The sequence below is a fragment of the Pseudomonas sp. GM55 genome (assembly GCF_000282395.1).
GTDB classification, from domain to species: domain Bacteria; phylum Pseudomonadota; class Gammaproteobacteria; order Pseudomonadales; family Pseudomonadaceae; genus Aquipseudomonas; species Aquipseudomonas fluorescens_CC.
The window spans coordinates 12,688-36,392 of sequence record NZ_AKJJ01000048.1 but is presented as its reverse complement, the minus strand read 5'-3'; the positions used below and the strand labels follow the sequence as shown (position 1 = coordinate 36,392).

Annotated in this window: 24 protein-coding genes; 12 read left to right on the top strand and 12 right to left on the bottom strand. The window is 58.5% G+C overall.

From position 1 onward, the window contains the following. Nucleotides 1-93 precede the first annotated feature (93 nt). Nucleotides 94-999 (top strand): flagellar protein MotY, encoded by a 906-nt coding sequence (locus PMI31_RS13210; protein ID WP_008018540.1) that lies wholly within the window; start codon nt 94-96, stop codon nt 997-999. 129 nt (nt 1,000-1,128) lie between these two features. After that, complete coding sequence (locus PMI31_RS13205) at nt 1,129-2,346, top strand: argininosuccinate synthase (protein ID WP_007972320.1); 1,218 nt, start codon at nt 1,129-1,131, stop codon at nt 2,344-2,346. A gap of 148 nt (nt 2,347-2,494) precedes the next feature. Here PMI31_RS13205 and PMI31_RS13200 read toward each other — a convergent pair whose 3' ends face one another. Next, nucleotides 2,495-3,205, bottom strand: coding sequence for a hypothetical protein (locus PMI31_RS13200; protein ID WP_043302365.1), 711 nt, complete (start codon nt 3,203-3,205; stop codon nt 2,495-2,497). A gap of 530 nt (nt 3,206-3,735) precedes the next feature. On the opposite strand from PMI31_RS13200, the gene PMI31_RS13195 reads away from it, so the two are divergent. Further along, entirely contained in the window at nt 3,736-4,362 is a 627-nt protein-coding gene (locus PMI31_RS13195; RefSeq protein WP_008018538.1) for a response regulator transcription factor, read from the top strand. Nucleotides 4,363-4,443: 81 nt separating this feature from the next. Here the strand turns inward: PMI31_RS13195 and PMI31_RS13190 are convergent, their stop codons facing one another. From PMI31_RS13190 to metG, 8 genes are all read right to left on the bottom strand, one after another. Continuing rightward, nucleotides 4,444-4,623 carry a PA3496 family putative envelope integrity protein gene (locus tag PMI31_RS13190; RefSeq protein WP_007972325.1) on the bottom strand — a complete coding sequence of 60 codons (180 nt, stop codon included), beginning with the start codon at nt 4,621-4,623 and terminating at the stop codon, nt 4,444-4,446. A gap of 106 nt (nt 4,624-4,729) precedes the next feature. After that, the gene (gene nth / locus PMI31_RS13185) at nt 4,730-5,368 is read right to left on the bottom strand and encodes an endonuclease III (RefSeq protein ID WP_008018537.1); all 639 of its coding nucleotides are present in this window, start codon (nt 5,366-5,368) and stop codon (nt 4,730-4,732) included. A gap of 25 nt (nt 5,369-5,393) precedes the next feature. After that, nucleotides 5,394-5,978: an Rnf-Nqr domain containing protein gene (locus PMI31_RS13180; protein WP_008018536.1), complete on the bottom strand. Its 585-nt coding sequence runs from the start codon at nt 5,976-5,978 to the stop codon at nt 5,394-5,396. Continuing rightward, nucleotides 5,971-6,582 (bottom strand): RnfABCDGE type electron transport complex subunit G, encoded by a 612-nt coding sequence (locus tag PMI31_RS13175; RefSeq protein WP_008018535.1) that lies wholly within the window; start codon nt 6,580-6,582, stop codon nt 5,971-5,973. Before PMI31_RS13175 ends, PMI31_RS13180 begins: the two co-directional genes overlap by 8 nt. Then, nucleotides 6,579-7,565 carry an RnfABCDGE type electron transport complex subunit D gene (locus PMI31_RS13170; RefSeq protein WP_008018533.1) on the bottom strand — a complete coding sequence of 329 codons (987 nt, stop codon included), beginning with the start codon at nt 7,563-7,565 and terminating at the stop codon, nt 6,579-6,581. Before PMI31_RS13170 ends, PMI31_RS13175 begins: the two co-directional genes overlap by 4 nt. Further along, nucleotides 7,552-8,565 (bottom strand): electron transport complex subunit RsxB, encoded by a 1,014-nt coding sequence (rsxB, locus tag PMI31_RS13165; RefSeq protein ID WP_008018532.1) that lies wholly within the window; start codon nt 8,563-8,565, stop codon nt 7,552-7,554. Before rsxB ends, PMI31_RS13170 begins: the two co-directional genes overlap by 14 nt. After that, nucleotides 8,562-9,131 carry an electron transport complex protein RnfA gene (locus PMI31_RS13160; RefSeq protein ID WP_008018531.1) on the bottom strand — a complete coding sequence of 190 codons (570 nt, stop codon included), beginning with the start codon at nt 9,129-9,131 and terminating at the stop codon, nt 8,562-8,564. Before PMI31_RS13160 ends, rsxB begins: the two co-directional genes overlap by 4 nt. Nucleotides 9,132-9,274: 143 nt before the next feature. After that, complete coding sequence (gene metG, locus PMI31_RS13155) at nt 9,275-11,326, bottom strand: methionine--tRNA ligase (protein WP_008018530.1); 2,052 nt, start codon at nt 11,324-11,326, stop codon at nt 9,275-9,277. 183 nt (nt 11,327-11,509) lie between these two features. Here metG and apbC point away from each other — a divergent pair, with 183 nt between their 5' ends. Next, nucleotides 11,510-12,604, top strand: a complete 1,095-nt coding sequence (gene apbC, locus PMI31_RS13150) for an iron-sulfur cluster carrier protein ApbC (RefSeq protein WP_008018529.1) — start codon at nt 11,510-11,512, stop codon at nt 12,602-12,604. 119 nt (nt 12,605-12,723) lie between these two features. Here the strand turns inward: apbC and PMI31_RS13145 are convergent, their stop codons facing one another. Then, entirely contained in the window at nt 12,724-13,482 is a 759-nt protein-coding gene (locus PMI31_RS13145; protein ID WP_043302364.1) for an SDR family oxidoreductase, read from the bottom strand. A gap of 164 nt (nt 13,483-13,646) precedes the next feature. On the opposite strand from PMI31_RS13145, the gene PMI31_RS13140 reads away from it, so the two are divergent. The 4 genes from PMI31_RS13140 to groL all read left to right on the top strand — a co-directional run bounded on the left by PMI31_RS13140 (nt 13,647) and on the right by groL (nt 17,159). Further along, complete coding sequence (locus PMI31_RS13140; protein WP_043302363.1) at nt 13,647-14,378, top strand: HugZ family pyridoxamine 5'-phosphate oxidase; 732 nt, start codon at nt 13,647-13,649, stop codon at nt 14,376-14,378. 66 nt (nt 14,379-14,444) lie between these two features. Continuing rightward, on the top strand, nt 14,445-14,921 hold the full coding sequence (locus PMI31_RS13135; RefSeq protein WP_008018525.1) for an FxsA family protein: 477 nt from the start codon (nt 14,445-14,447) through the stop codon (nt 14,919-14,921). Between the two features lie 248 nt (nt 14,922-15,169). Then, nucleotides 15,170-15,463, top strand: coding sequence for a co-chaperone GroES (locus PMI31_RS13130; RefSeq protein ID WP_007985847.1), 294 nt, complete (start codon nt 15,170-15,172; stop codon nt 15,461-15,463). Between the two features lie 49 nt (nt 15,464-15,512). Further along, the gene (gene groL, locus PMI31_RS13125) at nt 15,513-17,159 is read left to right on the top strand and encodes a chaperonin GroEL (protein WP_008018524.1); all 1,647 of its coding nucleotides are present in this window, start codon (nt 15,513-15,515) and stop codon (nt 17,157-17,159) included. Between the two features lie 105 nt (nt 17,160-17,264). Here the strand turns inward: groL and PMI31_RS13120 are convergent, their stop codons facing one another. Together PMI31_RS13120 and PMI31_RS13115 are read right to left on the bottom strand one after the other, a co-directional pair. Continuing rightward, nucleotides 17,265-18,008, bottom strand: a complete 744-nt coding sequence (locus PMI31_RS13120; RefSeq protein WP_008018523.1) for a phosphatase PAP2 family protein — start codon at nt 18,006-18,008, stop codon at nt 17,265-17,267. Between the two features lie 54 nt (nt 18,009-18,062). Further along, a complete protein-coding gene (locus tag PMI31_RS13115; RefSeq protein WP_008018522.1) occupies nt 18,063-20,012 on the bottom strand; it encodes an LTA synthase family protein in 1,950 nt (649 codons plus the stop codon). A gap of 202 nt (nt 20,013-20,214) precedes the next feature. Here PMI31_RS13115 and colR point away from each other — a divergent pair, with 202 nt between their 5' ends. From colR to PMI31_RS13095, 4 genes are all read left to right on the top strand, one after another. Further along, a complete protein-coding gene (gene colR, locus PMI31_RS13110; RefSeq protein WP_007985839.1) occupies nt 20,215-20,898 on the top strand; it encodes a two-component system response regulator ColR in 684 nt (227 codons plus the stop codon). Further along, a complete protein-coding gene (locus PMI31_RS13105; RefSeq protein WP_008018520.1) occupies nt 20,888-22,156 on the top strand; it encodes a sensor histidine kinase in 1,269 nt (422 codons plus the stop codon). The genes colR and PMI31_RS13105 overlap by 11 nt, the downstream gene beginning before the upstream one ends. Before the next feature lie 161 nt (nt 22,157-22,317). Then, nucleotides 22,318-22,986, top strand: a complete 669-nt coding sequence (locus PMI31_RS13100) for a class I SAM-dependent methyltransferase (protein WP_008018519.1) — start codon at nt 22,318-22,320, stop codon at nt 22,984-22,986. A 4-nt stretch (nt 22,987-22,990) separates the two neighbouring features. Beyond that, a complete protein-coding gene (locus tag PMI31_RS13095; protein ID WP_008018518.1) occupies nt 22,991-23,704 on the top strand; it encodes a lipopolysaccharide kinase InaA family protein in 714 nt (237 codons plus the stop codon). Nucleotide 23,705 lies beyond the last annotated feature (1 nt).

Below are 23,705 nucleotides of genomic sequence, written 5' to 3'. Positions count from 1 at the left end.
ATCAAGTTTTACGGGAAGCTTCCGATATCCAACAGGTATGCCGTAAACATGCGTGTGTCGGTCTTTTTGTTGTAGAAGCCAGTGGAGCCTCCCGTGCGCCAGCGTTATTTAGCCTTGCTCAGTGTGTTTGCCAGCCTTCCCGCGATGGCGCTCACTTTCCAGACCCGTCTGGAGAGCATTGAGTGGACGGTTGAAGGTGACAAGTTCGAATGCCGCCTGGCTCAGCCGATAACCGACTTCGGTTCGGGCGAGTTCGTGCGTCGTGCCGGCGAGCAGGCGACTTTTCGTCTGAAAACCTACAACCCGATGATCGGCGGCGGTTCGGCGACCTTGCTGGCCGCTGCAGCACCGTGGCAACCGGGGCGTGACGATATCAATCTGGGTACAGTGAGAGTTGGCAGCGGCAATGTGTTGTTCAACAGTTCACAGGTTCAGGCCGGACGCCTGATCAGCGGATTGATGGACGGTCGCAGCCCGGTGGTTCGCCATTCCTCGGGGGATGGCCGGGTGTCGGAAGTGCGCTTGCTGCCGGTCAGGTTCACCAAGGCGTTTGCCGATTACCAAAGCTGCGTGGCCAAACTGTTGCCGCAGAACTTCGAGCAGGTGAAGCAATCCGAAGTCGGCTTCCCCGGCGGCGGAATCGAGCTCGACAGCGCCGCGAAGGCCAGGCTACAGGTCATGCTGGAGTACATGAAGGCCGATCCGACGGTCAATCATATCGAGCTCGACGGGCACTCCGACAACAGCGGCAACCGTCTGACCAACCGCGACCTTTCGCGGCGCCGGGCCCTGGCGGTGATGGAGTTCTTCAAGGCCAACGGCATCCAGGAGTCGCAAATCACCCTGCGTTTCCATGGCGAACGTTATCCACTGGCGCCCAATACCAGCAACGCCAACCGTGCGAAGAACCGACGGGTAGCGGTACGCCTGGAACGTGGAGCGCCTGCGGAACAAGTCGCCCCGCAAGCGACGAAAGCGGCCACTTCGGCAACTTCCTGACACAGCGGTTATCGTCGCCCTCTCGACATTATCTGTCGCTTCGTCGTCATAAGCTGTCGCGCCACTGTAAATTATTCTGCATGAGCGGTAGACTTCCCGGCTTTCCGTAGAACCCCGTGGAGTGATGGCATGGCGGACGTAAACAAGGTCGTTCTGGCGTATTCCGGCGGCCTGGACACTTCGGTGATCCTCAAGTGGCTGCAGGATACTTATAACTGTGAAGTGGTGACCTTCACCGCTGACCTGGGTCAGGGCGAAGAGGTCGAACCTGCGCGCGCCAAGGCTCAGGCCATGGGCGTCAAAGAGATCTACATCGACGATTTGCGCGAAGAGTTCGTGCGCGATTTCGTTTTCCCGATGTTCCGCGCCAACACCGTTTACGAAGGCGAGTACCTGCTGGGTACTTCCATCGCTCGTCCGCTGATCGCCAAGCGCCTGATCGAAATCGCCAACGAAACCGGCGCTGACGCCATTTCCCATGGTGCCACCGGCAAAGGCAACGACCAGGTTCGGTTCGAACTTGGTGCCTATGCCTTGAAGCCAGGTGTGAAAGTGATTGCTCCCTGGCGCGAATGGGACCTGCTGTCCCGTGAAAAGCTGATGGATTACGCCGCTAAGCACGCGATCCCGATCGAGCGCCACGGCAAGAAGAAATCCCCGTACTCCATGGATGCCAACCTGCTGCACATCTCCTATGAAGGCGGCGTGCTGGAAGACACCTGGACCGAGCACGAAGAAGACATGTGGCGCTGGACCGTTTCCCCGGAAAACGCTCCAGACAAGCCGCAGTACCTGGAACTGACCTACCGCAACGGCGACATCGTCGCACTGGACGGCGTCGAAATGACTCCGGCCACCGTGCTGGCGACCCTGAACCGTATCGGTGGCGAACACGGTATCGGCCGTCTCGACATCGTCGAGAACCGCTACGTGGGCATGAAGTCCCGTGGCTGCTACGAAACTCCAGGCGGCACCATCATGCTGCGTGCCCACCGTGCGATCGAATCGATCACCCTGGACCGCGAAGTGGCTCACCTCAAGGACGAGCTGATGCCCAAGTACGCCAGCCTGATCTACACCGGTTACTGGTGGAGCCCTGAGCGTCTGATGCTGCAGCAGATGATCGATGCATCCCAGGTCAACGTGAACGGCGTTGTGCGCCTGAAGCTGTACAAGGGCAATGTGATCGTCACAGGCCGCAAGTCCGACGACTCGCTGTTCGACGCCAACATCGCTACCTTCGAAGAAGATGGCGGCGCGTACAACCAGGCGGATGCAGCGGGCTTCATCAAGCTCAATGCCCTGCGCATGCGCATTGCGGCGAACAAAGGCCGGAAGCTGTTCTGAGACCTTTGACATCGTGATGGGAGCCTGACCTCGTCCATGACGAGGTCAGGCACCTGAAAATGGGGGTGACGCCAGTTACTGCGTTGTCAGGTGTTTTTGTTGCCGCTGACGATATCCTGTTTTTTTCCTTCCAATGGTCTGTCTTGTTCTACGCGTTGTTGTTTGCCGGTTGTCCGGCTTGATCAATGACCGTCAACCTTTGCGAGTCCAGGTTGTAGGCAACATAAAAGGCGGCACAGCCTTTCCTGGTCTGCCTTGAATATTTAAGCGCACTGGCCTTCAGCAAAGTCTCCGAAACGGCACAAGTGACAAACAGAATCACGTCAGCCGTCTTTTCCCGTGGCCTCTGGATGGTTTCCAGCAGCGCTGAAAATTCGATCTCCTTGCTCATCCAGCGTGCATCAACGATGTACAGGTCCTTTATAGGCTCCGGTAACTGAATCCGATGCTGAATCAAGACGGTGGATTGCAGGGCAATCTCCGTTGGCGGGTCCTGTGCACCGCAGGGCGTCCGGGTTGACTGCTGCTCATTCGTTGATGTTTCCAGAGCGTGATTCTCAAGCGACTTCCCGGACGCTTTTTTTTCCGAGCGCCCAGCATCATCCATGGCCTTCATGAAATGTTTTCCCTTTTCAAAGTCGGATGGCGCATACAGTGATCGGTAGTTGAAGTTGAGTGTCGCGAAAAAAAGCAGAAGTAAATAAAACGGAAAGCTGATCAGAAACCAGACATAGAGTTCTCGTTCTTCTTGGTCAAGAAAGGGTAGAGAGACGGCGGCAGAAGTTTCAGAGAGTGCTGCGAATATCGCAATAATTGTCATTGGATTGGTAATTCGTTTTTTATCATGTTCTGTATTCATGCTGTTTTGTCTTTTCTCGAGTGGTTTGTGAGGTTGGTTTAATGTAGTGATTGCTTCAGTATTTTTCATTGTTTTTTTGCTTTGATAAGTGCGTTTGCTTTCTGTTGTGTTGTTCTTCGGTTTTTTTGAATATTGGAAGTGTATTAGTGAATGCTCAAGAAAATTTATTTGCTGTAAGAGTAATTGCATTCTTGGTGTGTGATATTTCTGGTGTGAATGCTGAGTGCGAAAATATCAGTTACGTTTTAACGGGGGGGCGGATTATGTTTATCAACGCGCGGCCGTTCAGGTGGGTTCTCGGAAAACCTTGGTCGTGAATCGATAGAGGCGACTGCTGGAAAGTGCGACACACTGACGTCGATACAGTTTTCAGTTCATTCCGTTCGAGGGTTTTTTGTAGGATAAATCCGTGTTGTTTGTAGGGGATGTCTCTTGGTGTGGGTGGCTTGAAGGAGCGACATGCCTTGGGTGAAACGACTAGGCTATTGTGCTGGCTCTGAAAATTCGAACAGCGAAAATTGGACTTGCCCATGAATAAAGTGCTGATCGTGGATGATCACCCCGTCATTCGTCTTGCGGTACGTATGCTAATGGAGCGTCATGGCTACGAAGTTATTGCAGAAACCGATAATGGTGTAGATGCACTGCAACTGGCCCGTGAACTTATGCCGGATATTGTGATTCTGGATATCGGGATTCCGAAGCTGGACGGGTTGGAAGTCATCGCGCGTTTGTCTTCGACCTCCATGCTAATGAAAATTCTGATTTTGACTTCCCAGGCGCCGGGGCATTTTTCCATGCGTTGCATGCAATCCGGTGCGGCCGGTTATGTCTGCAAACAACAAGACCTGACGGAGTTGCTCAGTGCAATAAAGGCTGTGTTGTCAGGCTACAGTTACTTTCCCAATCAAGCCTTGCATACCGTGCGTTGCAGTTTGGGGAACGCCAGTGAGGCCGATATGGTTGATCGATTGTCGGGGCGGGAAATGATGGTCCTGCAACAGTTGGCCAGAGGAAAGACCAATAAAGAGATTGCCGATGGAATGTTTCTAAGTAATAAAACGGTCAGTACTTACAAGACCCGTCTGTTGCTGAAGCTGAATGCGAGGTCTCTAGTCGATTTGATCGAGCTGGCACAACGCAATGGTCTGGTGTAATGACGTAACTGTGCGCTCAGGGGCAGGCTACCGGAGTAGGGCACTTAGAAAAAAGCCTCCGTTTCGGGAGGCTTTCAGGTGTCATAAGTCAAAATCGTAATCGGCCAATTGCTTTTGCAGTCGGCGCTCCTCCAGCAGATTGTCGATGGTGCGGCGCTTGCTCAGATTAGTTTTCGCTACTTCAACCACCGGCTCGGCGTCATCGGTTTCGGCGGTGGTGAAGTCATCTTCTACGTCCAATTGCTCTTTGCCAGTACTCATTTAATTACTCCAGGCTAAGAAGGCCTTTGGGGCTCCTTATATCGACAATCTCCCGGCGGGTAAAAAAGATTTTTTCAATCGGTAATTAGCTAATCCCAATAGCGCCTCAATCGTCGGAGGTTTTGTGCTTGTATTCGCACAAGTCCTCGATCCGGCAGCTTCCGCACCGGGGCTTGCGGGCGAGGCAAACATAGCGGCCGTGAAGGATCAGCCAGTGATGGGAGTCGAGCAGGTACTCTTTGGGCACGAATTTCATCAGCTTTTTCTCGACTTCCACCACATTTTTGCCGGGAGCAATGCCAGTCCGGTTGCTGACCCTGAAAATATGCGTGTCGACGGCCATGGTCAGCTGACGGAATGCGGTATTGAGTACCACGTTGGCGGTTTTACGGCCGACGCCGGGCAGCGCTTCCAGCGCTTCGCGGGTTTGCGGCACTTCACCGGCATGGCGCTCGACCAGCAAGCGGCAGGTTTCGATCACGTTTTTCGCCTTGCTGTTGTACAGACCGATGGTCTTGATGTACTCCGACAGTCCCTCGACACCCAGGGCATGGATCGCTGCCGGGGTATTGGCGACCGGGAACAGCCTGGCTGTGGCCTTGTTGACGCCGACATCGGTCGACTGTGCCGAGAGAATCACGGCAATCAGCAGTTCGAACGGTGAGGAATAGGCCAGCTCGGTCTTTGGTTCCGGGTTGTCCTCGTGCAGTCTGCGGAATATTTCCAGACGTTTTGCGGCATTCATGGGCGGTGCGTTTCCTCGAAGGCAATCAATGTATGGATGTGGGGCGCCAGGCCTGCCAGGCAGCGATCAGCAGTCCGAGCAGAATGAATCCGCCAGGGACCGATGTCGCCAGGCGCAGACCGCCATCGGCCAGCAGCACCCAGCCTTGCCAGTCATTTTGCGTTGCGCCGGACAGCCACGATAGATGGCTTCCAAGTGTTCCGTTGCCGATGAGTTCGCGCAGCAAGGCCAGCCCGATCATTAGCGCGACAAACAGTCCATCGAGTCGCAGGCGTTGGTGCCAGCCGTTCTGAAAGAACCCGGCGTGTTCCAGTACGACGCATTGCAAGGCGATCAAGGCGCCATAAAACCCCAGATGTTGCTGCCATTGTAGCGACCAGGCTTGTGCCGTGAGGTCCGCGCAACTGGCGAGCGTGGCCGCCAACAGAATACTGGCCGGCAAGCGGGCCGCCGGGATAAGTCGGGATCGCAGGGCACCCATGGCCAGGCTGAACAACCGGGTTACCACCATGAACATCAGACACAGGCCAAGTGCGGCCATCAGCGAGTGAGTGGCGCCGATCAGTGGCGTCATCATCAAGGCGTTGCGCAGAGTCGATGAGTTATCCATGGGCAGGTTTTCCGAGCAGTTGCTGTCGATGTTCATCGAAGTAGCGCAAGGCATCGTGGACAGCATTGATCACTGCTCTTGAGGTGATGGTCGCACCTGCGATCTGATCGAACTGCCCCTGATCCTTTTTCAGCGCCCAGCCGCTGTCACCGGGTTCTGTTCGAGATTTGCCGGAAAAAATCTGCAGCCAGGTGTTGGGCCAGTCGGCGATCCGTGCTCCCAGTCCTGGTGTTTCCGACTGCTTGAGGGTTTTGACGCCCAGCAACCTGCCATTGGCGTCGATAGCGATCAGCAGGTCGATGGCTCCGGCGTAGCCAAGGGTTTGACTGCGCAGTAACACCGCGACGGGCTGATCGGCCCGGGTCGCCAGATAACCACCCAGCAAGGTGCTGTTGGTCAGGATGGTTGTTTCGAACTTGATGGGGTGTTCGAGTGGCTGATTGTCGTAGCTGTCTGACGGGATCAGGTCGAGCAGGTTACGGCTGTCGATCAGGCGCTGTTCGGCTGCAATGCGCGGCGCGCTGCCGAGCTGCACGACGTACGTCACGCCAAAGCCCAGCCCGCCCAAAAGCACCACAAGCGCAATGCTTGAAGCCCGGCTCATGGCGCCTCCGGCTGCTGTCTGGCCGCCACGAACCGCTCCAGCGCCGGCACGCACAGGTTCATCAACAGCACGGCGAATGCGATGCCGTCCGGATAGCCGCCCCAGGTACGAATCAGATAAGTCAGAAGCCCGACGCCAGCGCCGAACAGCAGCCGTGCGCCAGGGCTTCTGGCGCCGGACACCGGTTCGGTGATGATGAAGAACGCCCCCAGCATGGTCGCGCCGGTCAGCAGATGAAACAGCGGTGAGCCATGGGAGTCCGAGCCCGACCCGTTCCAGCACAGCAGGCTGATGATGAACAGGCTGGCGAGCATGCCGACGGGGGCGTGCCAGCTGATTACCCTTCGTTGCAGAAGAAACAGGCCACCTGCCACAAAAGCCAGGTTCAGCCATTCCACCCCCCGGCCGCCAAAGTGGCCGAATGCCGGGTTGCCGGCAAACAGTTCATCCATGGTCAGGCTTTTGTTGATCCGCAGACTGTCCAGTGCCGTGGCCTGCACCCACGCATCCGGCGCATGGCCGACTCCGAACACTTGCTGCAAGCCACTCAGCAGGTCCATCCCGTGGGACGATGGCCAATGGGTCATTGGTTGGGGAAAGGTCACCAGCACCAGGGCAAAACCGAGCATCGCCGGGTTGAAGGGATTCGAGCCGACGCCGCCATACAAGTGCTTGCCAAACACCATCGCAAAAGCGGCAGCACTGAGGGTCAGCCACCATGGGCAGTAAGGCGGCAACGCCAGAGCCAGCAATGCGGCACTGACCAATGCGCTACCGTCACTCAGGGTTGGCCTCAGCGGTCGCTTGCGCCATAACACGACAGCGGCCTCAACGGCCAACGCAGCAGTGGCCGCCAGAGCCAGGTTGATCAACACGCCCCAGCCGTATAGCCAGAACGCCGCCAGCATCCCCGGTAGCGTGGCCAGCAGCACCAGTTTCATCGCCTGTTGCAGGCGATCATCCACGGCTTCAAGGGCTGGCATGGGCGTCCACCTGGCGTTCGGCTTCGCCGAGTGCGCGCTCCAGGGCTTCGATTTGTTCCGCCGGTGCTTCGTTGGCCTGAGCCTTCTTGAGTTCGGCACGGCGCATGGCCAACTGGATCTTGGCCCGTTTCAGATCGGCATCTTTTGATGACACGGCGGCGACCGTCGGCGCAGGGGGCGGTGGGGTGGCGCTTTCCAGTTGCGCCAGGTTTTGTTCGGCCGCTTCGAACTGCTGTTGCAAGACGATCAACTGCGCTTGCTGTTCGAAGGTCGGTGGATGTCCGAAGGCTTTCAGCGATTTGTGCAGCTGCGCCCGACTCATCGCCACATCGATTTTCGCCTTTTTCAGTGCGGCATCGGCATTGGCGGCTTTCTGTGCGCGAACACGCTCGAGGGCGGCCTGCACCGGGTCGACTGCCGCTTCGGCAGGTTGTGCGGCCCGCTGTCGGGCCTGCCGCTCGGCGATTTTCTGTTGCTCCTCACGCTGCAGGCGGGCATTGCGTTGTTCGAAGCGGCTTCGTGCGTGGTCGCGCTTGAGGGTGCGGGCCTGCCTTGCCTGCGGTGTAAGGGCCAGGCCCCCGACAACAGGCAGTACCGTGTTCGGTGGCAGTGGGCGCATTTCGATGCAGTCCACCGGGCACGGCGCCACGCAGAGGTCGCAACCGGTGCACTCATCGATGATCACCGTGTGCATCAGTTTGGCCGCGCCGACGATGGCATCGACCGGGCAGGCCTGAATGCACTTGGTGCAACCGATACACTCGGCTTCGCGGATATAGGCGATCTGCGCAGGTGCCGAGCCGCGAGTGATGTCCAGTTCCAGCACCGGCACCTTCAGCAATTCGGCCAGGGCCGCGATGGTTTCGTTGCCGCCGGGCGGACACTTGTTGATCGCCTCACCGCTGGCGATGCCTTCGGCGTACGGTTTGCACCCGGGGTGGCCGCACTTGCCGCATTGGGTTTGCGGCAAGAGTGCGTCGATGCGTTGAATCAGACTCATGTTTTGATCAGTCCGCTGAATCCGAGAAAGGCCACTGCGATCAGGCCGGCACCAATCAGGTCGATCGGCAAGCCGCGAAAGGGCAGGGGAACATCGTTGTCGGCCGTGCGTTCACGCAAATCAGTGAACAGGCTCAACACCAGCCAGAAGCCCAGCCCTGCACCGAGGCTCAGGGCTGTGGCGTGAAAAAAGCCCTTGTCCTCCTGAGCATTGAGCAAGGCCACGCCGAGCACGCCGGCATTGCCCAGCAGCAATGGCCATAGGCCTTCGAACGACAGCGTCGAAAACACCCGTGCCAGCAGTTTCAGCAACGGGCCGATCAGCAGTACGCTCAAAGGCAGAAATACAAACAGGCGCAGCGTCGTCAATTGCAGCGGCACCAGCAGCCAGTGATAGAGCGTGTATCCGAGCATGCCCGCGACCAGCATCAGGCATGTCGTCGCAATACCCAAGGCATGGACCTGACGGCGCTGGCCAGCCAACAGCGGATCGACGGCCAGCGGCCAGTGCAACACGAGGTTGTTGATCAGGGCGGCGCTGATAAGCGTAAGCAGGATCTCGGTCATTGTTCGTGCCGGCAAGAACGGTAGTTTTTGCAGGAGATGGTCTAAAAAGCTTAGGCATTATCCGGCAAGGCGGGAGGGTGGGCCAGACATGAAAATCCCACAGGCGCGCCAGGCACGACTGTGGGATCGATTTGCCGCAGACCTTACTTGATGCGCTGACCTGGCTTGGCGCCGCTGTCAGGGCTCAGCAGGTAGATTTCTTCACCGCCAGGACCGGCCGCCATCACCATGCCTTCGGAGATACCGAACTTCATTTTCCGTGGCTTGAGGTTGGCGATCATCATGGTCAGACGACCATTGAGCTTGGACGGGTCCGGGTAGGCGCTCTTGATCCCGGAAAACACGTTGCGTTGCTCGTCACCGATGTCCAGGGTCAGGCGCAGCAGCTTGTCGGCGCCTTCCACGTGTTCAGCCTTGACGATCAGCGCGACGCGCAAATCGACTGCCGCGAAGGTGTCGAACTCGATTTCCGGCGACAACGGATCCTTGGCCAGTTCGCCATTGCCGGCAGGTGCGGCTTCGCCGGTATCGGTCTGGCTGGCGGTCAGGTCTTCTTTCGAAGCGTCAGTCATGGCTTGCACCTTGACCGGGTCGATACGGGTCATCAGTGGTTTGAACTCGTTCAACTGATGGTTGCCGAGCAAGGTCGCATGGTCGTTCCAGGTCAGTGGCGCGACGTTCAGAAACGCCTCGGCGTCGGCAGCCAGCAGCGGCAGGACAGGCTTGAGGAAGATCACCAACTGGCGGAACAGGTTGACGCCAGTGGCGCAGATAGCCTGGACTTCATCCTGCTTGCCTTCCTGTTTGTTCAACGACCACGGCGCCTTGTCGGCGATCCAGGCGTTGGCGCGGTCGGCCAGGCCCATGATCTCGCGCATGGCGCGGGCGAAGTCGCGGGCCTCATAGGCGTCGGCAATGCCCGGCGCGGCGACCAGGAATGCTTCGGTCAACTCGGGCGCGGCGTTGGTGTCGACCATCACGCCGGCATTGCCTTTGTGAATGAACCCGGCGCAACGGCTGGCAATGTTGACGACCTTGCCCACCAGGTCGGAGTTGACCTTCTGCACGAAGTCTTCAAGGTTCAGGTCGAGGTCATCGACGCCACGGCCCAGCTTGGAGGCGTAGTAGTAGCGCAGGTATTCCGGCGACAGGTGATCCAGGTAAGTGCGGGCCTTGATGAAGGTGCCGCGGGACTTGGACATCTTCTGGCCATTGACGGTCAGGTAGCCGTGCACGTTGATCCCGGTCGGTTTGCGGTAGCCGGCGCCTTCGAGCATGGCTGGCCAGAACAGGGCGTGGAAATTGACGATGTCCTTGCCGATGAAGTGGTACAGCTCGGCGGTGGAGTCCTTGCCCCAAAACGCGTCGAAGTCCAGCTCCGGCGTACGGTTGCACAGGTTCTTGAAGCTCGCCATGTAGCCGATCGGCGCATCCAGCCACACGTAGAAGTACTTGCCCGGCTCATCGGGAATCTCGAAACCGAAATACGGCGCATCGCGGGAGATGTCCCACTGTTGCAGGCCGGCGTCCAGCCATTCGGCGATCTTGTTGGCCACGGCATCCTGCAAGGTGCCGCTGCGGGTCCAGGTCTGCAGCATGGCCTGGAAATCCGGCAGCTTGAAGAAGAAATGCTGGGAATCCTTGAGCACCGGGGTAGCGCCGGAGATCGCCGACTTCGGATCCTTCAGGTCAGTTGGCGCATAAGTCGCGCCGCATTTTTCGCAGTTGTCGCCGTACTGGTCTTCGGTGCCGCATTTCGGGCAGGTGCCCTTGATGAAGCGGTCGGCCAGGAACATTTTCTTTTCCGGGTCGAAATACTGGGTGATCGAGCGCTGCGCAATGTGCCCGGCGTCACGCAGCTTCAGGTAGATCTGGCTCGACAGCTCACGGTTTTCTTCGGCGTGAGTGGAGTGGAAGTTGTCGAAGTCCACCAGGAACTCGGCAAAGTCGGCGCTGTGTTCAGCCTGGACGTTGGCGATCAGTTGTTCCGGGGTGATGCCTTCCTTTTCCGCGCGCAGCATGATGGCCGAACCGTGGGCGTCGTCGGCGCAGACATAGATGCATTGATTGCCGCGGTGCTTCTGGAAGCGCACCCACATATCGGTCTGGATGTATTCCAGCATATGGCCAAGGTGAATCGAACCATTGGCATAGGGCAGGGCGCTGGTGACGAGGATCTTGCGTGGCTCGGACATGGGGCTCGGCTACTTGATGAAACGGAGGTCGGCCACTATAAAGCGCCGGCGCATATTTTTCACCCTGTGAGCCTGTTTCATTGGATGAGTAACGGGTCGATGCAAACTTTTGAGCATCCCGTCGAACGCTCAGAACAGGTACGATAGCCTTCATCTTTTCCAGTCCTGTTTTCGGAGTTGCCCATGAGCGCCGTCAATCGCGCAGCGGTGGAAGCCGTCCTTCGCCAATACACCGACCCTTACCTGAACCAGGACCCGGTCAGCGCCGGGTGCGTGCGCAACATCGAGATCCAGGGCGACCGCGTCAGCGTTCAGCTCGAATTGGGTTACGCCGCCGGCCTGTTCAAGAGTGGCTGGGCGCAGATGCTGGAAATGGCCATCCAGGGGCTGGATGGCGTGGCAAGTGCCCGTGTCGAGATCACCAGTGTGATTGCCGCACACAAGGCCCAGGCACAGGTTCCGGGGCTGGCCAATGTCAAGAACGTGGTGGCCGTGGCGTCCGGCAAGGGTGGGGTGGGCAAATCCACCACGGCGGCCAACCTGGCCTTGGCCCTGGCCCGTGAAGGCGCCAAGGTCGGGATTCTCGATGCGGACATCTACGGCCCGAGCCAGGGCATCATGTTCGGCATACCGGAGCGCACCCGTCCCGAGGTCAAGGATCAGAAATGGTTCGTCCCGCTCAAGTCCCATGGCGTGGAAGTGATGTCCATGGCTTTCCTTACCGATGACAACACGCCGATGGTCTGGCGTGGCCCGATGGTCTCCGGCGCCTTGCTGCAATTGGTGACCCAGACGGCGTGGGGCGATCTGGACTACCTGGTCATCGACATGCCGCCAGGCACCGGTGACATCCAGCTGACCCTGGCGCAGAAAGTGCCAGTGGCCGGTGCGGTCATCGTTACCACCCCGCAGGACCTGGCATTGCTGGACGCACGCAAGGGCGTGGAAATGTTCCGCAAGGTCAACATTCCGGTGCTGGGCGTGGTGGAAAACATGGCTGTGCATATCTGCTCCAATTGCGGACATGCCGAGCATCTGTTTGGTGAGGGCGGTGGCGTGAAGCTGGCCAACCAGTATGGCGTCGAGTTGCTGGCCTCGTTGCCGCTGTCGATGGTCATCCGCGAACAGGCCGATGGCGGCAAGCCAACGGTGATCGCCGAGCCTGACAGCCAGATCGCCATGGTCTATCAGGAACTGGCCCGCCATGTCGGCGCGCGGATCGTGTTGCAGGAAGCGTTGACGCCGGCGATGCCTAACATCAGCATCAGCGACGACTAATAAGCTGAAATGCTGTCCCCTGTAGGAGCTCGCTCGCGATGGTGTGTCAGGCACATTGGTGTAACTGACCCACCATCGCGAGCAAGCTCGCTCCTATCAACAGTCGTTTTGTGGGGGGCTTAGATCCGCAACCCGCCATCCATCTCCAGAATCCGACCGGTGTAGTAGTCGTTCTCGAAGATGTACGCCGCCGAGTGGGCGATCTCTTCCGGCTTGCCCATGCGCTTGAGCGGGATTCCGGCGGTCATTTTTTCCAGCGCTTCCGGCTTCATGCCCAGGGTCATTTCGGTTTCGATGAAGCCCGGTGCAATGCCGGCCACACGAATGCCGTAGCGCGCCAGCTCCTTGGCCCAAGTCACTGTCGCGGCGGCGACACCGGCCTTGGCGGCGGAGTAGTTGGTCTGACCGACGTTGCCGGCGCGGGAAATCGACGAGATATTGATGATCGCGCCGACGTTTTTCAGCTCGACCATCTTCGCCGCGACTTCACGGGTGCAGAGGAACACGCCGGTCAGGTTGACGTCGATGACCGCCTGCCACTGGGCCAGGCTCATTTTGGTCATTTCGCCATCCTTGACCTTGAGCAACAGGCCGTCACGCAGGATCCCTGCATTGTTGATCAAGCCATGGATCGCGCCGAAGTCTTCAGCGACCTGGGCAACCATGTGGGTCACTTGCTCTTCGTTGGCCACGTTGCACAGGTAGGCGCGGGCCTCGACACCCTGAGCCTTGCAGGCCGCGACCGCGGCGTCGAGTTTTTCCTGGTTCAGGTCCACCAGCGCAAGTTTCGCGCCCTTGGCGGCGAAATACTCGGCCATGGAACGACCTAGACCCTGGCAACCGCCAGTGATAATGATTACTTTGTCAGTGAGTTGCATTCGCATGCCCCCGGTAGCAGGTCTGAGTGGTTTCCTTGTAGAGAGCCTCTCGATCTGCGCCTGACGTGGCCCGGCTGCACATGAGAACTGCCCCGATGGCGTGCTGGGACTTTTACCAGCAGCTCGTCCGTTTTTCTGACGGATTCTATTTAAGGAGTCATAAATTGAGCGTAGAAGCGGCTAAGCATGCACGAGAATTGCTTCTCAAGGAATACCGTGGAGTGCTCTCGACACACTCTAAATCGATGCCCGGTTTTCCGTTCGGCTCCGTGGTTCCGTACTGCCTGGACGAGCTGGGCCGGCCGCTGATCCTGATCAGCCGCATCGCCCAGCACACCCACAACTTGCAGAAAGACCCGAAATGCTCGCTGTTCGTGGGCGAGCGTGGCGCTGAGGATGTCCAGGCCGTTGGTCGATTGACCTATCTGGCCGAAGCGCAGCAGCTCGAAGACGAAGCCGCCATCGAAGCCGCCTCCGAACGTTACTACCGCTACTTCCCGGAATCGCAGGGTTATCACAAGGCCCACGATTTCGACTTCTGGGTGCTCAAGCCTGTACGCCACCGTTACATCGGCGGCTTTGGCGCGATTCATTGGGTCAATGACCTGACTCTGGCCAACCCTTTCGCCGGCAAGGCTGAACTGAGCATGGTCGAGCACATGAACGCCGATCACGCCAAGGCCATCGCCCATTACGTCGAGCTGGCCGGGCTGCCGACAAACGTGCCGGCGCAAATGGCCGGTATCGATACCGAAGGCATGCACTTGCGCATCGGTCAAAGTCTGTACTGGTTGCCGTTTCAAGCGCCTTGTAATACACCGAAACAAGTCCGGGAGGCCTTGGTTTCTCTGGCTCACGCCGAACATTGGCCGAAAAATGAAGTGGCCGACGCTTGAATTCACGAAACGGCGACGTCATCTAAGGTGAACTGGCAAGGCATTCTTGCGTTGAGGAACCATTTGATGCGCCCTTTTTTGTTGCTCTTTCTGCTGTTCCCGGTGTTGGAGCTGTTCGTATTCGTCAAGGTGGCAGGGTCCATCGGGTTTTTCCCGGCCTTGCTGCTGATCATTCTCGGCTCGATGTTCGGTGTGTTCGTGCTGCGCATCGCCGGCCTGGCGACGGCCTTGCGTGCCCGTGAAAGCCTGAGCCGCGGCGAGTTGCCGGCCCAGACCATGCTCGAAGGCCTGATGCTGGCATTGGCCGGTGGCCTGTTGATTCTTCCGGGTTTCATCAGTGATGTGATCGGCCTGCTCATGCTGCTGCCGTTCAGTCGCCGCCTGCTGGCCGGTAAAATGCGCCAGCGCGCCGAAGAGCAGGCGATGCGTCAGCGAGCGTTCGCCGACGACCTGCAAGCCCGCGGCGGTCCAGCCCCCCGCGAGCCGCTGGGGCGTGAGCCGACCGTGATCGAAGGCGAGTTCGAACACCGTGATATCAAGTAATGGCACTCCAAACACGGCACCTTCGGGTGCCGTGTTCGTTTGCAGGGCATCGACCTGAAAAATTTTCGATCCCCGCCCTTGTAATAAGCTTATGCGCCCTTATGTAACGGTCACCGCAAGGTTTCTGGCGAACACGCCAGACAGACTTCCGCGGTTCGCTTGACGAGCCGCACCCGGCACCGCCGGACTTTGTTAAACCCGCCGGGACTACACCGGCCGATGAAAACCACAATTAGGAGAGATCGACAATGAAGCTTCGTCCTCTGCATGACCGCGTCGTCATCCGTCGCAGCGAAGAAGAAAAGAAAACCGCTGGCGGTATCGTCCTGCCAGGTTCGGCTGCTGAAAAAGCCAACAGCGGCGAAATCCTCGCTGTAGGCACCGGCCGCGTACTGGAAAACGGTGAAGTGCGTGCACTGTCCGTGAAAGTGGGCGACAAGGTTGTGTTCGGTCCTTACTCCGGCAGCAACACTGTGAAAGTCGACGGCGAAGACCTGCTGGTAATGAGCGAGAACGAAATCCTCGCTGTTATCGAAGGCTGATTACCCGCTCATTTTCCCGCTACTTCAAAGTATTTAAGGAATATCGATCATGGCTGCTAAAGAAGTTAAATTCGGCGATTCCGCCCGCAAGAAAATGCTCACCGGTGTCAACGTCCTGGCTGACGCAGTAAAAGCGACCCTGGGCCCGAAAGGCCGTAACGTGATCATCGAGAAGAGCTTCGGCGCTCCGACCATCACCAAGGACGGCGTTTCCGTCGCCAAAGAAATCGAACTGGAAGACCGTTTCGAAAACATGGGCGCGCAGCTGGTCAAAGACGTTGCCTCCCGTGCCAACGATGACGCAGGCGACGGCACCACCACCGCTACCGTTTTGGCTCAGTCGATCGTCAACGAAGGCCTGAAAGCCGTCGCTGCCGGCATGAACCCGATGGACCTCAAGCGCGGCATCGACAAGGCGACCATCGCCATCGTCAAAGAGCTGAAAAACCTGTCCAAGCCATGCGCTGACACCAAGGCTATCGCTCAGGTTGGCACCATCTCGGCCAACTCCGACAACTCCATCGGCGACATCATTGCCGAAGCCATGGAAAAAGTCGGTAAAGAAGGCGTGATCACCGTTGAAGAAGGCTCGGGCCTGGAAAACGAACTGTCGGTTGTTGAAGGCATGCAGTTCGACCGTGGTTACCTGTCCCCGTACTTCGTCAACAAGCCAGAGACCATGGTCGCTGAGCTGGACGGCCCGCTGATCCTGCTGGTCGACAAGAAGATCTCGAACATCCGCGAAATGCTGCCAGTGCTGGAAGCCGTTGCCAAAGCCGGCCGTCCACTGCTGATCGTGGCCGAAGACGTTGAAGGCGAAGCCCTGGCGACTCTGGTTGTGAACAACATGCGTGGCATCGTTAAAGTCGCAGCCGTCAAGGCTCCAGGCTTCGGCGACCGTCGCAAGGCCATGCTGCAGGACATCGCCGTTCTGACCGGCGGTACCGTTATCTCCGAAGAGATCGGCCTGAGCCTGGAAAGCGCAACCCTGGAAAACCTGGGCAGCGCCAAGCGCGTGACCCTGTCCAAGGAAAACACCATCATCGTTGACGGTGCTGGCGTACACGGCGACATCGAAGCACGCATCACTCAGATCCGTGCCCAGGTTGCCGAAACTTCCTCGGACTACGACCGTGAAAAACTGCAAGAGCGTCTGGCCAAGCTGTCCGGCGGCGTTGCGGTGATCAAGGTTGGCGCTGGTTCCGAAGTTGAAATGAAAGAGAAGAAAGCCCGCGTTGAAGACGCCCTGCACGCTACCCGTGCAGCCGTTGAAGAAGGCGTGGTGCCTGGCGGTGGCGTGGCCCTGATCCGTGCTCTGGAAGCACTGACCGAACTGAAAGGCGACAACGCCGATCAGGACGTGGGTATCGCTGTTCTGCGTCGCGCTGTTGAAGCGCCGCTGCGCCAGATCGTTGCCAACTCCGGCGACGAGCCAAGCGTTGTGGTCGACAAGGTCAAGAACGGCAAAGGCAGCTTCGGCTTCAACGCTGCGACCGGCGAATACGGCGACATGATCGAAATGGGCATCCTGGACCCAACCAAGGTTACCCGTTCGGCTCTGCAGGCTGCAGCCTCGATCGGCGGTCTGATCCTGACCACCGAAGCAGCGGTAGCTGACGCACCGAAGAAAGAAGGTGCAGCTGGCGGCGGTATGCCAGACATGGGCGGTATGGGTGGCATGGGCGGCATGATGTAAGCCAGCCTTACCCCTGTACGAAAAAACCCCGTCTGCGAAAGCAGGCGGGGTTTTTTATTGCCCGGAATCCGAAGGTCACATCGCTCCCACATTTGAACTTGTGGTTCAGGCGCTGACAGGTACTGCTTTTGCCTCGCGCTCAGCCTTCAAAGCGGGTCGATACATAACGTAGTAATACGACCCCAGGCAAATCAGCCAGCAGAACACCGCCGTCCACACGTTGTGCGAGAAGAAGTGCGCGCCCTGCATCATCCGCCCGATGGAGAACACCGAGCCGAGGGCGAAGGCGAAGACAAGTGCTGCGCGAGCCATGCGCGGGCGACGGTCACGCAGTACGAAAAACAGGGCAAACAGGGTGAAACCGGTGGCCGCATGGCCGCCGGGCCAGCAACGTCCCGGTTTTTCGGTGTGCGGGCGAGGGCTCAACAGTTCGCTGTAGGTCTCGTGACCGCCGAATTGCTCAAGGCTCCAAGGGCATTGCACCGCGGTCACCGCTTTCATGGGCGTGACAAAGGAAGTCGCCAGGCCCAGGGACAGCACCAGGCAACCCAGTTCACGCTTGAACGGTTTGAGCCCGGTCATGAAAAACGAAGCGATGTAGCCGAGGATGGCGAACACCGAAAATGCGATGACTACCTGCTTGGCGCGGGTATGCAGGATGTTTTCCAGGAAGTAACTGTGCCGTCCGATGAAGTCACCCGCGACCGGGTCGTAGAACAGCTTGGCAAGGTCCATGTCCAGTGAGGTCAGTTCGAGCAACACCAGAACGATCGCCGCAACGGCGGGAACCCCCAGGCACACCCGGAAATTGAGCGGGCGAGGGGCAGGACGGACAGCAGTTGATGACATGGTGGATCCTGAACAAAGGAAAAGGCCCCGGGGCATCAGCCCGGGGCGATTCGGTTAACGTTCGCCGACTTGACCGGCACCCTCCTTGGGCGCCTTCCAGCCAAGCAGCTGTTGCTTGAAGCCATAACTGGCCGTTTGGTAATAGGTGATTGCGCGGGTAATCAGCGGGTCATCGGCGGTTGACCGGGACTCGCGACTTTCGGTCAGCGCTTCATCGTGACGACGCAAGCCCTGGCGTGGGCTCAAGATCGCCAGGTCCTTGCCGTCGAACAACCCCAGGTGCTGGTAGTTACCGACCACCACACGTGGCGGCAGCGGGTTGTCCTGCAACAGGTTACGGCCAAAGAACGTCGATTCATAATCCAGATTGAGCAAGCCCAGCAACGTCGGCGCCAGATCGATCTGGCTGGCCAATTGTGCAGTTTCCCGAGCTTCGATCAACTTGGGCGCATAGATGAACAGCGGAATCTGATAGTTGGCGATGGGCAAGTCTTCCTTACCGGCGCTGCCTGCGGTGTGGTCGGCGACAAAGACGAAGATTGTATTGTCAAACCAGGGTTTTTGACGCGCCTGATCAAGGAACTGACCAATGGCGTAGTCGGTGTATTTCACCGCACCGTCACGGCCGTTGCCGGACTTGATGTCGATCCGGTTGTCCGGATAGGTGTAAGGGCGATGGTTGGACGTCGTCATCAGTTGCAGCAGGAATGGCTGCTGCCTGGCATGGTCGGCATCGGCCAGCTTCAGTGTCTGATTGTAGAGATCCTCGTCAGCCATGCCCCAGGCATTCTTGAAGTGAATCTCCGACTCCTCGACGCTGCTCTGGTCTACAACGCGATAGCCATTGCCGCTGAAGAACGCATTCATGTTGTCGAAGTAACCGCGCCCGCCATAGACAAACACACTGTCGTAGCCCACGGCATTGAGTTGCTGGCCAAGGCTGGCAAAGCCGCTTTCACGACCGACGCGCTTGACGATCGAGCGACCGGGCGTTGGCGGAATCGCCAGGGTGATGGCTTCCAGGCCGCGGTCGGTGCGGGTGCCGGTGGCGTAGAAATTATTGAAATACAGGCTCTGCTTGCGCAAGGCATCCAGGTTGGGCGTCAGGTTACGGGTGTCACCGTTGCTGCCCATGTACTTGGCGCTGAAGCTTTCAATGGTAACCAGCACGATATTGGGCTTGCGCGGTACGCCCGGGTTATCGATCTGCCGGCGAATGTCCTGTGGGTCCTCACCCACGAAGCGGGCATTGGGTTCTGCCAGTTCGGCGCGAATCTGTTGGGCAACCACGGCCGACGGCAGTGTGCTGTAGAACTGCGGGTAGTCCAGTTCGTTGTTGCGGAATGCCGCGAAGAATTGATACGGGCCATTGCTCGCCAGTTCGTTCTGGTAGGCGTTGCCGCCCTGGGCGCGCGGGGCGTCCTGGCTGAGCAGTTGCATGCTCAGGCCGGCGACGATCAACAAACCGAACGCATTCAGAAAACGGCCACGCAGCGGCGGCAACGGCGCATCAAGTGCGGCGTTGAAGGATTTGCGCAATGCAAGACTCAGGGCTACGGCCAGCACGGCGAGGATGCTCAGCAGCGTGCCGATCGGGTATGACTCAAGCAGGTTGTTCAGTACTTCGTCGGAATACACCAGATAATCGACGGCGATGAAGTTGAAGCGTACGCCGAACTCATCCCAGAACAGCCATTCGGCCACTGACGTAAACAACATCGCGAACAGACTGACCGTCAGCAGCCCCTGAAGGAACCAGCGATGGCCACGAGTGCGCCACAGGGCCGCCGGGCACAGCAACAGGTAGAGGCCCATGGGCAGTGCTGCGTAGGCAATGAAACCCAGGTCGTAGAGCAGGCCGATACCGAAGACTGACAAAAAACCGCTACCGGCCTCATTCAGATGAGTGAGAAGCAGGACTGTTCGAGTCAGAAAAAAAATCACCAGCCAGGAGCCGGTCACCAGCAGCAAAAAACGCATGGGGGCCGTCTTCAAATAGTCCATTTTTTGTATTCCTTATTATCAAACGCGTGTGAGTCTCGGCTGACCGCTGTAGTCAGCGCGTGAATCGATAGTGAAAAACTTGTTAATCATACCTTTTGGTTGATCGAATTGATTCACCCCTGGCCTTCCCCTAGCCGTGGGCCACACTTGGCCTTAAGCTGCGCGGGCCATGACGGCCGTTACTGTGGACGGAGAGATACCCATGCGAATTCTATTGGTTGAAGACAACCGCGATATCCTGGCCAACCTGGCCGATTACCTGGGGCTCAAAGGCTATACCGTGGATTGCGCGCAGGATGGTCTGTCTGGCCTGCATCTGGCGGCCACCGAGCACTACGATTTGATCGTGCTCGATATCATGTTGCCCGGCATCGATGGCTACACCCTGTGCAAGCGCCTGCGCGAAGATGCCCGCCGCGAAACGCCGGTGATCATGCTCACGGCCCGTGATCAACTGGATGACCGTCTGCAAGGCTTCAAGTCCGGTGCCGATGATTACCTGATCAAGCCGTTTGCCCTGTCTGAATTGGCGGCCCGTATCGAAGCGGTCATGCGCCGGACCCAGGGCGGCGGGCGCCGGACCTTGCAGGTCGGCGACCTGAGCTATGACCTCGACACCCTGGAAGTCACCCGCGAAGGCCGGTTGCTGAAACTCAACCCGGTCGGCCTGAAGTTGCTGGCCGTGTTGATGCAGAAAAGCCCGCATGTGCTGCGCCGTGAAATTCTTGAAGAGGCGTTGTGGGGGGACGACTGCCCGGACAGCGACAGCCTGCGCAGCCACGTCCACCAACTGCGTCAGGTGATCGACAAACCGTTCGCCAAGCCATTGCTGCAAACCGTTCACGGTGTGGGGTATCGCTTGGCCGAGGGCCGTGATGGAGTTTAAGCAGAGCCTTTCTCAACGCATCATCATTGCCTTTGCGCTGATGAGCGCACTGGTGGCCGGTGCCTTTGCCATGGGCATCGTGGCGACCGTGCACCTGGTGGAGGAAAAACTGATTTCGGCGGGGCTGGGCGGCGATTTGCAGCGTCTGTTGCTGATGGACAATGTCGCGGACTGGAGCCATCGACCCGAACCGGACCAATTGTTCTACTTCAGCGGCGGACGGGGTGATTTCAGCTTGCCCAAGGATCTGCGGCACCTGGAGCCAGGGTTCCACGAAGTGTTCCGTGAAAACCTGTCGTACCACGCCATGGTCGAAATCGTCGACGGCCGACGTTACGTGCTGTTGCAGGACCAGAGCGACTTCGAAGAGCGTGAGCGGGTGCTGTTTGCCGTGGCGCTGGTGGGGTTCGTATTGAGCCTGGCGCTGGCGGTGTTTCTCGGCTGGGTCCTGGCCCGCAAGGTCATGGCGCCGGTGGTGCGGCTGGCCCGCCAGGTACGCCATCGCGATCAACTGCTCGGTTTGGCCCCCCCTTTGGCTCCGGATTATGCCGCCGACGAAGTCGGCGAGCTGGCCGTGGCCTTCGACGCCACCCTAGGGCGCTTGCGTCAGGCCCTGACCCGCGAGCGGTTGTTCACCAGCGATGTCAGCCACGAACTGCGTACGCCCTTGATGATATTGGCCAGTTCCTGCGAGTTGTTGCTGGAAAACCCTGGTATCGATCAGCGCGGTCGCGCCCAGGTCGAACGCATTGCCCGGGCATGTGAAGAAATGCGTGAGCTGGTGCAAACCTTCCTGATGCTGGCCCGTGCCCAGCGTGAAGATGCCAGCATGTCGCCACAGCAGACCCTGGGGCAGGTGGCCGAGGGCCTGCTCGGTCTGTGGCGCGAGCCCATTGAAAGCAAAGGGTTGAAGCTCATCTTCGAACCGGGCAACCCCGAGGCCAAGGGCTACAATGCGACCTTCTTGCACGCGGTGATGGGTAACTTGCTGCGCAACGCCTTGCATTACACCGAACAGGGCTTCATCCGCCTGACCCTGACGGGCACCGGCTTTCTGGTCGAAGACAGTGGCGTGGGCATTCCCGAGGAAAAACGCGAGGCAATGTTCGAGCCGTTCGTCCGGGGCAACGAAAAGCGCGGGGAAGGATTGGGCCTGGGGCTTTCACTGGTGCAACGGATCTGTGAAAACCAGGGCTGGAGCGTCAGCCTGACAACCGTGGAGCCTAGTGGCTGCCGTTTTCAGGTGGAGTTGTCCTGAACCTGATCTGTTGAGTCAGGCGTCCGGCAAACCCCTATCAATTCTGTAAAAGCCTGTAATACTTCCAGGTTTCCCGTAACGAAACTTTCACAAGTGGATCACCTGTCACCGACACCGCGAAACCTAAGGTAGTTGCTATCAGAAGTTCAGGAGACCAGGTGATGGACGGCCCGATCAAACTCGATTTTTCCGAAAAGTACGACGATCAACACGCGCAACGCTATTTGCGCAAACACCAGGAGGGTCTCGGTCGTCGACTGTCCCATTGGCGTGAAGAACAACTGGCGCGCAAGGCGCTGGCCCGGGTTGGCGAGCCCGGCCTGGTCCTCGACTTGCCGTGCGGTGCAGGGCGTTTCTGGCCCTTGCTGGCGGAAAAAACCAACCGCGTGATCATTGGCGCCGATAACTCGGAGTCCATGCTGAAGGTCGCAACCCAGGCGCAACCCGCCGAAGTGGTGAAACGGGTACGGCCCTTGCACACTTCTGCATTCGACATCGCCTTGCCGGACAACGCCGTCGACAGCATTTTTTGCATGCGCTTGCTCCACCACATCGGTGAAGCCGAGCATCGCATGGCTATTTTGCGCGAATTCGAGCGAGTTTCCCGTGACAGCGTGATCCTTTCGCTGTGGGTCGATGGCAACTTCAAGGCCTGGAAACGCAAGCGTTCGGAGAAAACCCGTGGGCAGGCAGGTTACCAAAACCGCTTTGTGTTACCGGCCGCTACCGTAGAAAAGGAATTTAAGCAGGCGGGTTTCCGCATCCAGGAACAACTGGACTTTTTGCCGCTCTATGCGATGTGGCGAGTTTACGTATTACGCAAGAGGTAACAGGATGGCAGTGCAGTATGCAGCAGAAACGGAAGTCGCTCCCCAGGATCGCTTCGATTACTTTTGGAATCAGCGCGGTGAATGGGTAGAAGAACCTAACGTCCGTCGCGGCGGGGAAAGCGGCGTTCAACGCGTGATGGGCAGTGATGGTCAACTGCTCTACGTCAAGCGTCAGACCGGGCATATCCATCGTAGCTGGCAGCACCCTTTCGGGCGGCCGACAGTACTGCGTGAGAGTGCTGCGCTCAACGGTGTGGCCGCGCTTGGCGTACGGGTTCCGCATATCGTTTTCTGCGGCGCGCAGCGTGATCCAGTGCACAAATGGCGTGCCTTGCTGGTCACCAGGTCGCTGGACGGCTTCGAGGAAATCGATCGCTGGTACGCCGGTGGCGGTCGCGAGCGTCATGGTGAAGCCATACATGACCGCGTGCTCAAGGACCTGGCTGAAAACCTGGCGCGCATGCACAAGGGCCGCTGGCAGCACGGTTGCCTTTACGACAAGCACGTATTCGTTCGCGTGACCGGTGAGGGCGAGACGGCCAAGGTCGAAGTGGCCCTGATCGATCTGGAGAAATCCCGACAGCGTTTGACCGCTCATCGCGCAGCGGCCCATGACATGAAGCAGTTGCGTCGCCACTCGTCGTTCAGCGAAGCAGACTGGAAAAAGCTCGTCTACTTTTATGAGACGGCGTTTGGCAGCGCTATCAAGGATTTATAGC